This is a genomic window from Synechococcus lacustris Maggiore-St4-Slac (assembly GCF_024345595.1).
Classification (GTDB): domain Bacteria; phylum Cyanobacteriota; class Cyanobacteriia; order PCC-6307; family Cyanobiaceae; genus Synechococcus_D; species Synechococcus_D lacustris.
This window is the reverse complement of the sequence record NZ_JAGQBK010000018.1, coordinates 19563-32745: the sequence shown is the minus strand read 5'-3', so window position 1 is coordinate 32745 and position 13183 is coordinate 19563. Positions and strand designations below refer to the sequence as shown.

The following is a 13183-nucleotide window of genomic DNA, read 5'->3' as shown; positions in this document are numbered from 1 at the left end:
TGGATAAACCTTTGTTGTTTTCGGCTTTACCTACTGCGCAACGCTGTTCAAGGTTTGATTTTTCTTCAAGAAATCCATCCCTATACTGCTGCCAGGTTTGTTGTGTGGGTTGAGCAAAAGCGATTGAACCATTAAAGCAATAAAAGCAAATTGCAACAAGAAAGAAATTTATTTTATGCATTTTTACCATGATGACTTTCTGGAACCATGATTATAGCAGCCGTGGCGATCGCAATTTGGTGATGGTATGTTTTTGGGGCTGACACTTCCCGGGACTCGCTGCATATATTCGGTGTTGTTTGATTCATCCACCCAATTCTTTTTAACCGATTCCAGATCTATGGTTTCTATCTTTTTCTCGTCGGCCAGTACTGGGTGAATTGTAAGCAGTGCTACGGGAATGCAGGAAGTCCCTAGGGTTGTTGCTAGTGATTTAAGCAGGAAGTGCATTAATCTTGCATAAAGAGCATCTATTTATGATATTAACCAAATTCCTCTGCAATAGGATTTTTAAATGGAGCCAAGCGGATTCGAACCGCTGACCCCCTGCATGCCATGCAGGTGCTCTACCAGCTGAGCTATGGCCCCGTGTGATTGAGCTTACACCTCAGACCTGCCTCCACACAGCAACTAGTTTTCCTTGCACTGTTACCTGTTCTGCCGGCAAGGTAATGGGCGAATAACGCTGGTTGGCGGCCTCTAGCCGCACTTGATCACCATCGAGGTGGAAATACTTGAGGGTGGTGCCAGTGCCTGCCACCAAGGCGCTAACGATGGTGCCAGCCTTCAGCCGGTTCAGCTCCCTCACGGGTTCCATCAACACCACATCACCATCGGCGATATGGGCATCTTCCATGCTGTCGCCATTCACGGTGAGGGCAAATAAACCGCGACGTTCCAGGAGCGGCTGTAGGTGGAGGTGTTCTTCCACATCATGGAAGGTTTCCACTAGGCCGCCCGCGGCAACACTGCCAAGCACTGGTATCCCCAAGCTCTGTTGGGCCTCGCCAAGCAGTTGCAGGGTGCGGGCCTGGCCTTCATTCCAGGTGATCCAACCCTTTTGCTGCAGATGCCGCAGGCGGCTTTGCACAGGGGCAGGGGAACGCAAGCCCATGGCAGCCATCATTTGCCGTATTGATGGGCTGTGGCGGTGCTCATTGATGAAGCCACTCAACCAGTCGTAGAGCTCCTGCTGGGCGGTGGTGAGCTCCTGTGGTGCCGAATTAGCCAAGCCATGAGATGTAGCTAATACAGATGTACCGTGCCGTAGGTGATTTGTCTAGCCTCCCAGCAGTGCCGCCAGTAGGGCCTGTTGGGCGTGTAAGCGATTTTCGGCTTGATCAAAAATTCGGCTGGCCTTACATTCCATCGCTTCTGCGCTGATTTCAAGCCCCCGGTAGGCAGGTAGGCAATGGAGCACTATTGCCTCTGGATTTGCAAGTGCAAGTAATTCTTTATTCAGGCACCAACCACTAAAAGCTTGTTCCCGTTCTTCTTTTTCTTCCTCTTGACCCATCGATGCCCACACATCGGTGTAAATCGCATCTGCCCCTTGCACAGTTGCATCGGGTTCGTGTAGCACCTCAATGGAACACTTGCCGGCTGCCAGTTGTTGAGCATGCTCAAGCACCCCTGGCTCCGGTTCAAATCCTTTAGGGCAGCCAATTCTTACGTTTACACCTAATAGTGCACCACAGAGCATTAATGAATGGGCCACATTATTGCCATCACCCACATAACTAAGCGTTTTTCCATCTAACGGTCCGCAGTTTTCCTGCAGGGTTTGGTAATCAGCTAGGGCTTGGCAGGGATGTTCGAGATCCGTTAGGGCATTGATCACTGGAATAGATGCCCAATGGGCATATTCCTCAAGTTCAGCTTGGCCGAAGGTGCGCACGGCGAGTGCATCCACATAACGGCTTAAAACCCGAGCCGTATCAGCCACCGGTTCGCCCCTACCCACCTGGCTTACCGATGGATTTAGGTCGATTGTTTGCCCCCCCAGCCGTGCCATAGCAACCGTGAAGCTCACCCGGGTGCGGGTGGAGGCCTTGCTAAAAATTAAACCGAGGCTGCGGCCTTGGAGGTTGATCTTTAATTCACCAGTTTTTAATGCCGCCGCCAGCTGCAGCAATTCACTGGTTTGCTCCGCAGTGATTTGGGCTGATGAAAGAAAATCCTTACCTTGAAGCTCCCCAAGGGTGGGGTAGCGCTGGCTGATCAACATCAGCTGAGCCCAAAGAACCCTTATGCGGGATTAAGGGCCCCAACGTCAAGGGGTAGGGAGCTACTGGCCAATAGTTCTTTGAGCTCATCTCCTTCAATTACTTCTTTTTCAAGAATTCGTTGGGCAATATTTTCGAGTAAATCACGGTTGGAATTAAGGATATCCAGGGCGGTGTTGTGTCCCCTATCCACCAGGGCCCGCACTTCCTTATCAATTGCTAGGGCAGTTGCATCACTCACCACGCGGCGGGGGTTATTGCCTTGGCCAAGGAAACGGTTACCGCCCTGTTTGTCGTAGGCAAGGGGGCCGAGGGTGTCGCTCATGCCGTAGGTGCCCACCATTTGTTCAGCGATATCTGTGGCCCGCTGCAGGTCGTTGGCGGCGCCTGTTGTGATCTTGCCAAATACCACTTCTTCGGCGGAACGGCCCCCCAGGAGGGTGGCGATTTGGCCTTGTAAGTCTTCGCGGGAATTGAGGAAGCGATCTTCAGTTGGTAGTTGCAAGGTGTAGCCGAGGGCGCTCATACCCCTTGGCACAATTGAAATCTTGGCAACTTTACTGCCACCTGGCATCAGGTGACCAACAATTGCATGGCCCACTTCGTGGTAAGCCACAACTCGCTTTTCGTCGTCTTGTAGAACACGGCTGCGTTTCTCAAGCCCCGCCACCACCCGTTCAATCGCTTCATTTAAATCAGCTTGTTCAACGGTGGTGCGATAGGCGCGGGCTGCAAGCAGGGCCCCTTCATTAACTAGATTTGCTAAATCAGCACCTGCAAATCCACTGGTGGCAGCAGCGATTTTTTGAAGATCAACGGATTCTGAAAGTTTTACTTTATTTGCATAGATCTGCAAAATTGTTAGCCTTCCAGATAGATCAGGGCGATCAACTAATACCTGGCGATCAAATCTACCTGGCCTTAGTAAAGCGGCATCAAGGGTTTCTGGTTGGTTTGTTGCTGCGATAACAATTACTGGTTTGTCTTTGGAGGCAAAGCCATCCATTTCGGTGAGCAGTTGATTAAGGGTTTGTTCCCGTTCGTCGTTACCACCCACAACGCCCATTGAACCGGAACGGCTTTTGCCGATTGCATCCAATTCATCAATAAAGATTATGCAGGGTGCTTTCTTCTTGGCCTGTTCAAATAAATCCCTCACCCTTGCGGCACCGGCCCCCACAAACAGTTCAACAAATTCTGAGCCAGAAATAATAAAGAAGGGCACATCTGCCTCGCCAGCAACCGCTTTTGAGAGCAATGTTTTGCCAGTTCCTGGAGGGCCCACCAGCAGCACACCTTTTGGAATCCGTGCACCAATTTCGGTGTAGCGCTCAGGTTTTTTAAGGAAATCAACTATTTCGGTTAGTTCGGCTTTTGCTTCATCCACACCAGCCACATCAGCAAAAGTTACCCGTGATTGCTCATCCGGCACATAAACCTTGGCTTTGCTTTTAGTAAAGCTGAGGGCGCCCTGGGCGCCACCGCCGCCACCCATGGCCCTACGGGCAAAGAATTGCAACACCACAATGAAAATCAGTGGTGGCACCACCCAGCTCAAAATTGTGCTGATGATGCTTGGTTTTTTAGGTGGCGATGCTGCAAATTCCACCCCATGCTGCTCCAGCCGTTGGGGCAGCTCCATATCAAATATTGGTGTGGTGGCAAGCACCGCTGGTTCCCCTTCAACGGGGTTAGCCAATTCGTAGCGAATTTGATCTTGGGTGATGAAAGCCCGCTTCACGGCTCCATCATCAACTTGATTTATGAACAGGGAATAGGGCACGCGCGGCACCTGCTGCAGGCCCTGGTTAGGCAGGAAGCTGCTTAGTAGCAGAAGTAGGCCAAGGCCAATCAACACCAGGTTCACCACCCCAAAGCGTTTATTGGGGCTGTTGTCGTCTTGGCGAAGGGCCATAGCCATCAGTGCTGATGTGAACCAAGCTAAGGGCCCCTGCGCCGCCTTTGGGTGTTGATACCTCACCATCGCTTCTATCGGGCTTTGCTTTCAACCTGCTTGGGGCTGCTCAGCATCTTTATGTTGCCGCCGCAGCTGGCCCGCCCCCTAACCCATGGCGGATTCTTGCTGTTGGCTTTGCTGCTGCTGGTTGGTTTAGCTGCTGGGCACGAGGCAAGCAGTAATAAGGCTCCTAAACGTGCAAATTATGCTGATCTTTTGTATCCAATAATTGGCTTTGGGGTAATAATCGACCAGGCAATATTAGCCTTCGGTGGCTTTAAAAGTTTTGATGGGGCGATTACTCTGCAGGGCCTATGGGCGCTTTTTGCATCGTTAAGTGCAGCAAGAATAGTGCATTTTTTATCCCAAGAAAAACGAGTAACAAGTGCTGTTTTGCAGGGGGCAATCGCCGGTTATTTAATGCTCGGCCTTGCCGCTGGCATCGTATTTAATGTTATGGAAGATTTGATTCCAGGTAGTTTTCATGCCATTTCTTCTGGTGTTTCCTCTAGTATTTCAAGTTCAAAGATTGATTTTATATCTTTAAACTATTTTGCTTTTAGCTGTTTATCAACGGTTGGTTTTGGCGATATAGTTGCAACTAATCACCCTGGGGAAATGTTATCGGTGATTGTTGCAGTTGTTGGGCCGTTGTATTTAGCGGTTGTGATGGGTTTATTGATTGCAAGGGTTACCGCCAGCGAAACCAGCGCTGAGGTTGAGGAATCGCTTGAGGAGATGCGCTAAAATTATGTATATGAACTTTTGATTTGTGCTTGCCAAAGTAGATCTTGGCCGAGCACCTGAAGGCTTGTGGCTGAATATTTTTGCTCAAATGTGTTTGGAATGCTGCTGAGTCCCAAATCCCCCAGGGGAGTGCATGCGGCGATGCCACCTAATAGTTTTGGTGCAATTACAGCCGCAATATGTTGAACGCAGCCTTGCCCTATGGCGCTCGCTGCTAACCCGGGGCCGCATTCCCAAAGCACCCGATTGCAACCACGGCTAGCTAGGGCCTCCATCAGTTGTTGTGGTTCGCATTGATTAAGTTGCAGCCTTTCTATTCCCAACTGATCTAGAAGTGCGATTTTTTCTGCTGCTGCCCCAGGGCCATGGGCCACCAGGGTGGGAGCAAGGCTCACATCCCAAATTTGGGCAGAATCGGGCAAATTTAATTCCCTGCTAACCACCACCCGCAACGGTTCCGGTGTGCGCCGCCCCCTGCTTGTAAGCAAGGGATCATCTGCCCTAACGGTGCCGCCGCCAACGATCACCGCATCACAACGGCTGCGCAATTGATGCACCCAGCTTCTCGCTTCTGGGCCGCTTATCCATTGGCTTGCTCCATTGGGCAAGGCGGTGCGGCCATCAAGGCTCATGGCCCACTTCAAAATGCCTTCTGGTTTGCCTGTATTGATGCGATGCAGAAAAGCACTGTTTTGTTTTTTTGCCGCCTCAGCCCCTTCGCCAAGTTCAACCTCAATGCCAGCTTCACGCAGCAGCATTAAGCCTTTTCCTGCCACTAATGGGTTTGGATCTGCAATCGCCACCACCACTCGTTTCACACCGGAGCTGAGCACCGCATCCGTGCAGGGTGGGGTGCGACCTTGATGGCAGCAGGGTTCCAGGGTTACGTAGAGGCTGCCGCCCTTTGCTTTGCTGCCGGCCTGTTGCAATGCCATTAATTCGGCATGGCCTTCCCCTGCCTTGCGGTGATAGCCCTCCCCCACCAATTCACCAGCAGCGCTGAGCACCACTGCCCCCACCAATGGATTTGGGCTTGTGAGCCCATCCGCTAATCCCGCCAGCCTCAGGGCCCTATCCATCCAGAGGCGATCAAGCCATTGGCCCTCCATTTAGAGCGGTTGGTTTGGTAATTGGCGCCATTCCTGCACCACAAAAGGTGGCACTGGCAGTTCAGTGAATACACCAGGCAGCATTAGCCGCAAAGGGCGATTTTTTTTCAAGCTGCTTAGCAATGGTTCAAGATCAAATTCCGCAGCAGCGTCGCGGCTATCACTGCTGAGGGTTGGATTTTCGAGGGTGATATCAGCTAAATTCCAATTTTTTTCGCCGCTTTGCACTTGCAAAGCAGTGGGGTGATTTAATCGCACCTTGCCTGGATAACCAACAATCCTTAAACGCAGTGGCCCCCCTGGAAGCCCTTCGCGATAGGCAACCAGCTGCCAGGCTTGATAATCCAAATCCCGCAGACTTTCAATACTACGTAGCACTGATATGCCATTTTCATCGTTGTGGCTGTGAATTTGCGCCTGCGCTGGTGCCAACGGCCAAAATATCAAACAAAAAGCAATTGCAATTGCAAATAAATTACGTTTATTCATGGTTTTTTATCAGCCCCAGGAATTAATTGCCACTGGGTATGGGTAGCCCAAAGGGCCCATATCGCCATAGCACGTAAATAATGACAAGCCCTGAAAGTGTTATTTGCGGTGAGTGCTTCTGGAGTGCGGAATTGCATGCCTCCGTTATATACCTGATTAACTACGGCATTACAAATAGCTAGAGCGGTGTTGCTATCTTTCATTAATCGGTAATAAGCGGCTAAACCAAAATTAATGCCAGTCCACACTTCAAGGGGATGGGTGCCATTGGGATCCAGGGGGCTGCCGTCGCGCTTTAAACCATTGGCTACCCCTAGTTTGCCGCCTTCAAAGCTATCAAAACAGGCTTCTTTAATTGCTTTTAATGAACTGTGGGCGTTGGCATCACTCACCACAGGGGGCAATCCCAGCAGCCTTGCATAAAAGTCGCCGCAGAGTTGATCTGCCATCACTACAGGGGTGCCACTTTCAGCATCAATTTTGTAGTAATCGCCATTCCACAGCAATGTGTCGAAATTGCTGCGGGATTGACTCAACCATTGGCCAAATAAACGTTGTTCCAACGCTGTATCAAGCCCCAACTCCAAACTTAATGTTTGCGCCATTGCGAGAGCCGCTTCTAAAGCTGCAATCCAAAGCGCGCCGCAGTAGGCGCTTACCCCTTTTAAGGCCCAATCATCAAAAGTTTGATCCGGAGCACCGCCGTTATCGGGCAGGCCATCATTATTAATATCAAAACCTTTTAGATAGGTGAGTGCCTCTACAGCAGCTGGCCAACATTGAGCAAGGAAATTGATATTTTTGCCATCGGGTGCCAACTTATAGGTGCGCCATACTTGCAATACAAAGTCGCTACCTAGATCCTTCCATAGATTGCAATCTTGATAAGCGGTGTAATTGGTTGCATCAAATGGACGTTCATTCGGCGCCCCTAAATCATGGGGAGTGGCGCCTGCCACTTTTCGATCGGCCTCCACTCGACCTTTGCCTTGGGTGAAATACCAGCCGATCGGCCTTTGGGTGCTATCTGCCGCTGGAATTGCGCGGGCAAAACTACGTAATACCGCCCTATCAAGGGCCGGCCAAAGTTGCAATAAAGCAAAAGATCCATAAAGCCTCACATCCAAGCTTTCGTACCAGGCGTAATCAAGGCATTCCAGAACTCCAAATCTGCCTTCTGGATCATCACTACTGGCGTTGGTCCATAAAGTGCCGCCACTGGTTAGGTCGTAGAGCTCATTAAATAAAGCCATCCGCAGCGGTTCTGGCAGATCTTGGCGTTGCAACACCGGTTCCTGCCAAGCTTCTATTTGTTGCTTCCAATGGGGCCATTGCTGCAGCGCTTCAGTGGCGATAGCAGCTGCATTTGTGCCATCGCTGCCATGAAAATCGGTGTAACGCCTAAAGGCTTGGCAGCCGGTGGCAAAAGCCGTTACGGGTAAATCCCAGCTAATCACAAGGGGGATTTCAAGTTCGGCCCCCGGGGCCAGTTCAAATCTCAAGGCCATGGCACAACTAAGGGGATCGTTGCTGCCGCTGCGGCGATCGTTATTACTTTGCGGGATAGAGCCATCAGCGCTGAATCGATTCCAAATTTCAGCGCCATCTCCCTGGGGATCCCAACGGCTGCAACGCATTAACTCCACCCCCGGAGGCAGCTCTCCCACCGCTAAACACCATTGGCCTTCCCCCTCAGCGATCGGGTTGTGGCGTTCCCCTTCCAGCAGAATTCCATGCATGCCATCGCTATCGATCCAGCGATTGCTTTGGCCTTTGCTTACGCCAATCGCTGGGATATAGGAATGTTCGGGGCTGCCATCATCACGGAAATGCACCTCAGCGCTGGGGTCGGTGTTTTTAAACCAGCCCAGGGTGTTGCGCCAGCTGAGCAGCAGCGAAAGCTTTAGCGGTTTTTTGCTTGGATTTTTAAAATGCCAGCGAAACACTGCAACCGGCAGGCTTGTATCTCGATAATTGCCGGGCAATATCGGGCTGAAACTTTCGCATTCCACCTCTGCTTTGAACACGTTCCTGTAGTGGAACCAGCTGAGTGGATATCGGGCGCTATAGGTGCCGGTGTTTTGGTTTGCGCTGCTAGCTGGATACCAGCTCCAAGCGGAAAGGGGTTCTCCCGCCTCTGGGTTTGATGCATCAACTGTGGGTTTAACGGCCAGGCCATGGGCCTTGCTTGTGCTGCCATCGCTTTCAAATAGTGCATAACCACAATCCGGCAGGTTGCCAAACCAATGTTCTCCCCCATCTAGGTGCCAAAGGTTGAATTCACCTTTTGAATTGCGGCCAATGCAACCAGCACCGAAACCGCCCAGGGGTGCCCCATGCCAAGGGCCATCATCCAAGTTACTGGCATATCGCACGGTGTAAGGCTTATCCCAACCAAGCCCAAAGGGCCTGCTCCAGCTAGCGGTTTGAGGCTTTACAGCCGTTTTACGTTGCAATATCAACTTCAGGGCTGAGAGGCCAAAGGGCGCCATGGGGGATAAAAAGGTGCACCTAGCTTGTCAGAACAGAGCAATATTGGCTTTATGGCGTGGGAAATGGGCAAAACCAACAAAACTCAGTGCAGCTCAGGCATTTGGCGATTACCTAAATTTAATATGTACAGGGTGCATCCCAGAGCAAATTGGTCTATGGTGAAGTGGGAAAGCTTTTGCCTACCTAAAATCCCCTGATCAGGAATTTATCCTCAAATGAAAAAAGCCATCCTCTTGGCTGCACTCCTCTCTGTTGGAGCTGCATCCCCTGCCTTAGCCGAGCTTGCAGCAACCCAGATGATTATGAATACCACAGCTGGAAATTTGCAGATTAAAGCTGAGGGTACAACTCAGTTCAACAACTCAATTGGTACTAACCAATCTTTTAACGTTGGTTCAAGCACAAACTTGGGAGTAAACTCATCTGTTTCTTCTACTGCTGACTATAACGGCACTTCTAGTGCACTTTTGAATCTGGCTGGCACAAGTACTCTTCAGCAAACAATCGGTACTTCTGGTGCAGCCCAGAATGCGGTGCAATCTTCAGCAACTGTTCAAACTGCAGCTGCAGCATCTAGTTATGCCGCTGATGTATTAAGTAAGTCTGGTTGGGGTTCTTCTTACGAGACTTCTTCCAAAAAAGGAGACTACACAGGGAATGATGCTAAAGCTAAATGGGAGTCTGGCTACCAAGCAGCTTACAAAGCTGAATTTGATACTGCATTCTCATCTATTAATTCTAAAACTCAAACTAATACTCAAAATTCAGCATCCTCAACTGACGGCACCATCAGCGGTTCATTTAAAACTGTTACCGCTGGCAATGCATCTAGCTCCTCTGTTGATTCGTTTGTAAATCAAGAGGCGACCAAATCCGCAAGCGTGTCTGTTGGTACCGAAGCTGAATGGAAAAATAAGGCAGGGAACGGAACTAAAACTTCTGCTGATTACAAAGCCGCTTACGACACTGCTTACCAAAGTGCTGCTTCAAGCGCTCGTGCTGGTTTAGGTTCAAGTACAACACAACAGAGTGATGTAACAGTTAAAGGTATTGGCTCAGATGCCAAGATCAATGCTGGTGATACATCTACATTCAAAGCCGATATCACAAAAGCTACAACGCTTCTTTCAGGCACAGCCGCTACCAATAACGGTACAGCTCAAGCTGGCGCTGGTGCTTCCCTCTCTACTAGCTCATTCGCTACTCAGAGTTCATCTAATTCCTCTTCTGCCTTCATTCAGGCTTTCTAAAGTTAATTTAAGCTTTAATTTATTAGGAGCCTTAACAGGCTCCTTTTTTATGTTTATATTATTCTTTGGTTGGTTTATTGGTTATTTGCTGTTACTCACCTTTAACTTGCGCAACAAAAGACCCTCGGGCTGAGCTGATTAGATTTCCTTATCGGAAAAGGGGAGCGGATTCAAGAAAATTAATCTGTTGGCGCCGTTTCTAAGCTTGCCATCGGCTAATATAAAGTAGATCAACATGGCCGGCTGATGAAGTTCTCCGTAAAGTCAGTTGCAGTATTAGCATTTTCTTTAATATTAGATTCTGCTGTTTTTTCTCAAGTACTACCAAGTCTTCCCGGTCTAACTCAAGCGCCGAAAAACACAACTTATAACAATTCTTCTCAAACTGGTGGTTCCGCCAACTTAGGTTTTGGAAGTTCTACTTCTTTCGGTGTAGGTGTTTCTTTATCTGGCACTGAAGGCACAACAACCAAAACATCAGCTTCTTTGGCTCCCAGTGCCGGGTCGATTTCCACTTCTGTTGGCGGTGGTTCAGGTGGTAATGGAGTTACATCAGCTGTAATTTCAAACATTAAAGCTGTGGGCTCTGGAACAACAACTCTTAATGGTACTACGGTCAATTCAACCGGTACTGACGCTAGCTTGTCCTCCGGTAATGCTGATTTGAAAGGTGTAACTGGAGCTCTTAATATCATTCTAGATCCAGCTCTCACCAAATTTTCTGCAATTTCAGAGGCTTTAGATCCAGCTTCCACAGTTACAAGAATCTCAAATGGAAATGCAAATGCTAATATAACTTCAAACACAACCGTTGACATTAAAACAAGTAATTTCCAAAGTAATTTTTCCCAGGCTTATTAAACTATTTACTTTGAAAGTTTAATTGAATTTCCCTTATTATCTTTTATAACAGAATTTCCATTGGTTGAATTTATTTCTGTCCAAAATTTTCCTTCCATACGTTGGAAGTATATTTTTTCTCCGGGTTCATTTGGTGACAATGGTCTTCCAAAATATAATTTTGTAGCCTTTCCACTGTAAAATCTATTAATATCATCAGGTTGTGGTGTATTAGGGCATGGATTTAATATATTAACACCAGCTGGATCTGATGGATAGCACTGCTGCGCATAGGCATGATTATTGTATAAAAATAAGAATATAAGAAATAAAAGGGTTTTATTGTACATTGAATTCCTCGCTAAATTCAGAATTAAAGCTATTTATGTTTGAAAATCTTTGTGAATTAATTCTCCTACCACTATTTGGCGTATTCAAAGGACAATTTAATGTGCCCTGGAAAGTTGTTCCGTTTGAATTATCTACTGTAATGATAAAGCAGTTGTAGGAAATTTCTGATTTTAGGTTTGTACATGGGAGTTGTCCACCCGGTACATATAAACATTGATAGATATTTGTATTGTCCTGGTTTAAGTCTTGACACACGGATGACACATCACCAGACGATTGACTTGCGGTACAATATAAATTAAATCCTGAATTCGTAGAGGCAATAATATATGCTGAGTTTATGTGAAGCGATGGGCTAGTTATTGAAGAAATAGAAATCAATGCCAAATTAAAAAATAACATAATTTATAAAATATTTTTTCGGTTTCTCTGGATGTTGCGAATCTCTGGGCTTGGTGGCTGTGTTGGTGTGGAATCAGCCTCAATTTGGTTAATTTTTGTGTTAAGTGTTTTTGCGCATGGCTTTAATAATGGGTATTTAATGGGATCTACAATTAAGCCTTCTCTATCAAGCTGAGCACAAAGCCGAAGCATTGATAATTGAGAACTAATTTCCTTATCTCTAGCAATAACATATGCAAGTTGATTGCAGCTACTTAAAATCTGAGAGGCAAATGGTATCACTATTCCTACATTGGCAGAAAAATTATTACTCACATTTCCTGGTATATTACCTTGGATTGGATCATAATTGTTTAATGCGCTATTACCATAGTTGCCGCCTACGTAGAGAATGGGAGTCCTACAAAAAACACCTGGTCCAAAACCATTTTCATTATTATAAGAATTGTTAGTTTGGTAATTAATGTTCGTTCCTCCTGTCGTAACAGATGATGCAGACGGAGCAGCACTATTAGTCAAAGTTGAACTGTTAGTTGTGGGTTGAGCAAAAACTGGTAAAGGTAAAAAACTAAAAATGGTAAAGAATAAACTCTTTATTAAAACTGGTCTATTAGATCCTAACATTTACTTTAGAAGGATTGATTGAAGGTCGTTTGGAAAGAACTGTTTGATTTTTCAATATTCAAGGTAGTTGTATGAACACCTAGCGCTGAACCATTCCCAAGTTGATTCATCTTTTGTTGATCAGCTGTTAAATTATCAGCAGTTTTAAGCGTGCTGCTAAATTCAGCTTTTTGTATTATCCAATTATTCTGACCAGTTAAGCCATTAATATTTAAATTTGCACCTGTTGATGTTGAATCAAAATTAACACTTGATTTTGCATCGCTTCCGCCAATTTTGTTTGTTATGGTAGAATTTGGTGCTATAATTAGCAATGCGCGATTATCAAGAACCATATTTGGTGTCGCACTGCCAGAAGTTTGCACGCCGTACTGAGAAGTTATTGAGTAAGAAAAATTCTCTTTTCTACCTGCATTTTGTTGCTGCTGGGAAGATATTTGAGAGAATGAACTAGGAGGGAGCCACAAATGTAAATTTATAAATATAATAAAGCTCAAGCAGCTTTTAGTTGCAATCCTGCGAGATGCCACCCTGGGATAGCTAGTTAAGAATTTCTTAACCAAGTTGGTGTGCTCCAGTGCATAAACTTATTCATTTATAGCATACGGAATCAGCTCTTGGTCAATGCATTCGCTTGGGATCACAAAGTAATAACAGTCCAAGGGGCGCCATGGGGGATAAAAAGGTGCACCTTGG

13 protein-coding genes and 1 tRNA gene are annotated in these 13183 nt (G+C 47.2%); 3 read left to right on the top strand and 11 right to left on the bottom strand.

The genetic code is table 11. The annotated features are described in order from the left end of the window. The 5 genes from KBY68_RS10605 to ftsH all read right to left on the bottom strand — a co-directional run. A partial coding sequence (locus KBY68_RS10605; RefSeq protein WP_255097152.1) for a hypothetical protein occupies positions 1-181 on the bottom strand: 181 nt, incomplete at its 3' end. Between the two features lie 334 nt (positions 182-515). Next, positions 516-588, bottom strand: a tRNA-Ala gene (locus KBY68_RS10600). Between the two features lie 19 nt (positions 589-607). After that, entirely contained in the window at positions 608-1231 is a 624-nt protein-coding gene (gene lexA, locus KBY68_RS10595) for a transcriptional repressor LexA (protein ID WP_255097150.1), read from the bottom strand. A gap of 48 nt (positions 1232-1279) precedes the next feature. Further along, positions 1280-2227, bottom strand: coding sequence for an ornithine carbamoyltransferase (argF, locus tag KBY68_RS10590; protein WP_255097149.1), 948 nt, complete (start codon positions 2225-2227; stop codon positions 1280-1282). 20 nt (positions 2228-2247) lie between these two features. After that, positions 2248-4140: an ATP-dependent zinc metalloprotease FtsH gene (gene ftsH / locus KBY68_RS10585; RefSeq protein WP_255097156.1), complete on the bottom strand. Its 1893-nt coding sequence runs from the start codon at positions 4138-4140 to the stop codon at positions 2248-2250. A 51-nt stretch (positions 4141-4191) separates the two neighbouring features. On the opposite strand from ftsH, the gene KBY68_RS10580 reads away from it, so the two are divergent. Continuing rightward, entirely contained in the window at positions 4192-4929 is a 738-nt protein-coding gene (locus KBY68_RS10580; RefSeq protein WP_255097148.1) for a potassium channel family protein, read from the top strand. Between the two features lie 2 nt (positions 4930-4931). On the opposite strand, the gene ribD is transcribed toward KBY68_RS10580, so the two are convergent. From ribD to KBY68_RS10565, 3 genes are read right to left on the bottom strand one after another with little or no spacing between them, the layout of a single operon-like run. Then, positions 4932-6038, bottom strand: coding sequence for a bifunctional diaminohydroxyphosphoribosylaminopyrimidine deaminase/5-amino-6-(5-phosphoribosylamino)uracil reductase RibD (gene ribD / locus KBY68_RS10575; RefSeq protein ID WP_255097147.1), 1107 nt, complete (start codon positions 6036-6038; stop codon positions 4932-4934). Continuing rightward, positions 6039-6527, bottom strand: a complete 489-nt coding sequence (locus KBY68_RS10570; RefSeq protein WP_255097146.1) for a DUF3122 domain-containing protein — start codon at positions 6525-6527, stop codon at positions 6039-6041. It abuts the gene before it with no gap. Then, positions 6524-9019, bottom strand: coding sequence for a GH116 family glycosyl hydrolase (locus tag KBY68_RS10565; protein WP_255097145.1), 2496 nt, complete (start codon positions 9017-9019; stop codon positions 6524-6526). Before KBY68_RS10565 ends, KBY68_RS10570 begins: the two co-directional genes overlap by 4 nt. A 216-nt stretch (positions 9020-9235) precedes the next feature. Here KBY68_RS10565 and KBY68_RS10560 point away from each other — a divergent pair, with 216 nt between their 5' ends. Then, positions 9236-10270 (top strand): serine-rich family protein, encoded by a 1035-nt coding sequence (locus tag KBY68_RS10560; RefSeq protein ID WP_255097144.1) that lies wholly within the window; start codon positions 9236-9238, stop codon positions 10268-10270. 246 nt (positions 10271-10516) lie between these two features. Then, positions 10517-11131 (top strand): hypothetical protein, encoded by a 615-nt coding sequence (locus tag KBY68_RS10555; protein ID WP_255097143.1) that lies wholly within the window; start codon positions 10517-10519, stop codon positions 11129-11131. 5 nt (positions 11132-11136) lie between these two features. Here KBY68_RS10555 and KBY68_RS10550 read toward each other — a convergent pair whose 3' ends face one another. From KBY68_RS10550 to KBY68_RS10540, 3 genes are all read right to left on the bottom strand, one after another. After that, positions 11137-11460, bottom strand: coding sequence for a hypothetical protein (locus KBY68_RS10550; protein ID WP_255097142.1), 324 nt, complete (start codon positions 11458-11460; stop codon positions 11137-11139). A 406-nt stretch (positions 11461-11866) separates the two neighbouring features. Beyond that, positions 11867-12487, bottom strand: a complete 621-nt coding sequence (locus tag KBY68_RS10545) for a hypothetical protein (protein WP_255097141.1) — start codon at positions 12485-12487, stop codon at positions 11867-11869. A gap of 5 nt (positions 12488-12492) precedes the next feature. After that, positions 12493-13017, bottom strand: coding sequence for a hypothetical protein (locus tag KBY68_RS10540; protein WP_255097140.1), 525 nt, complete (start codon positions 13015-13017; stop codon positions 12493-12495). Positions 13018-13183 lie beyond the last annotated feature (166 nt).

Bases quoted from the DNA above. Each gene is read 5' to 3' on its own strand.
- argF (WP_255097149.1), bottom strand. From the start codon at position 2,227: ATGTTGATCAGCCAGCGCTACCCCACCCTTGGGGAGCTTCAAGGTAAG.
- ftsH (WP_255097156.1), bottom strand. From the start codon at position 4,140: ATGGCCCTTCGCCAAGACGACAACAGCCCCAATAAACGCTTTGGGGTG.
- ribD (WP_255097147.1), bottom strand. From the start codon at position 6,038: ATGGAGGGCCAATGGCTTGATCGCCTCTGGATGGATAGGGCCCTGAGG.
- KBY68_RS10570 (WP_255097146.1), bottom strand. From the start codon at position 6,527: ATGAATAAACGTAATTTATTTGCAATTGCAATTGCTTTTTGTTTGATA.
- KBY68_RS10565 (WP_255097145.1), bottom strand. From the start codon at position 9,019: ATGGCGCCCTTTGGCCTCTCAGCCCTGAAGTTGATATTGCAACGTAAA.
- KBY68_RS10560 (WP_255097144.1), top strand. From the start codon at position 9,236: ATGAAAAAAGCCATCCTCTTGGCTGCACTCCTCTCTGTTGGAGCTGCA.
- KBY68_RS10555 (WP_255097143.1), top strand. From the start codon at position 10,517: ATGAAGTTCTCCGTAAAGTCAGTTGCAGTATTAGCATTTTCTTTAATA.
- KBY68_RS10550 (WP_255097142.1), bottom strand. From the start codon at position 11,460: ATGTACAATAAAACCCTTTTATTTCTTATATTCTTATTTTTATACAAT.
- KBY68_RS10545 (WP_255097141.1), bottom strand. From the start codon at position 12,487: ATGTTAGGATCTAATAGACCAGTTTTAATAAAGAGTTTATTCTTTACC.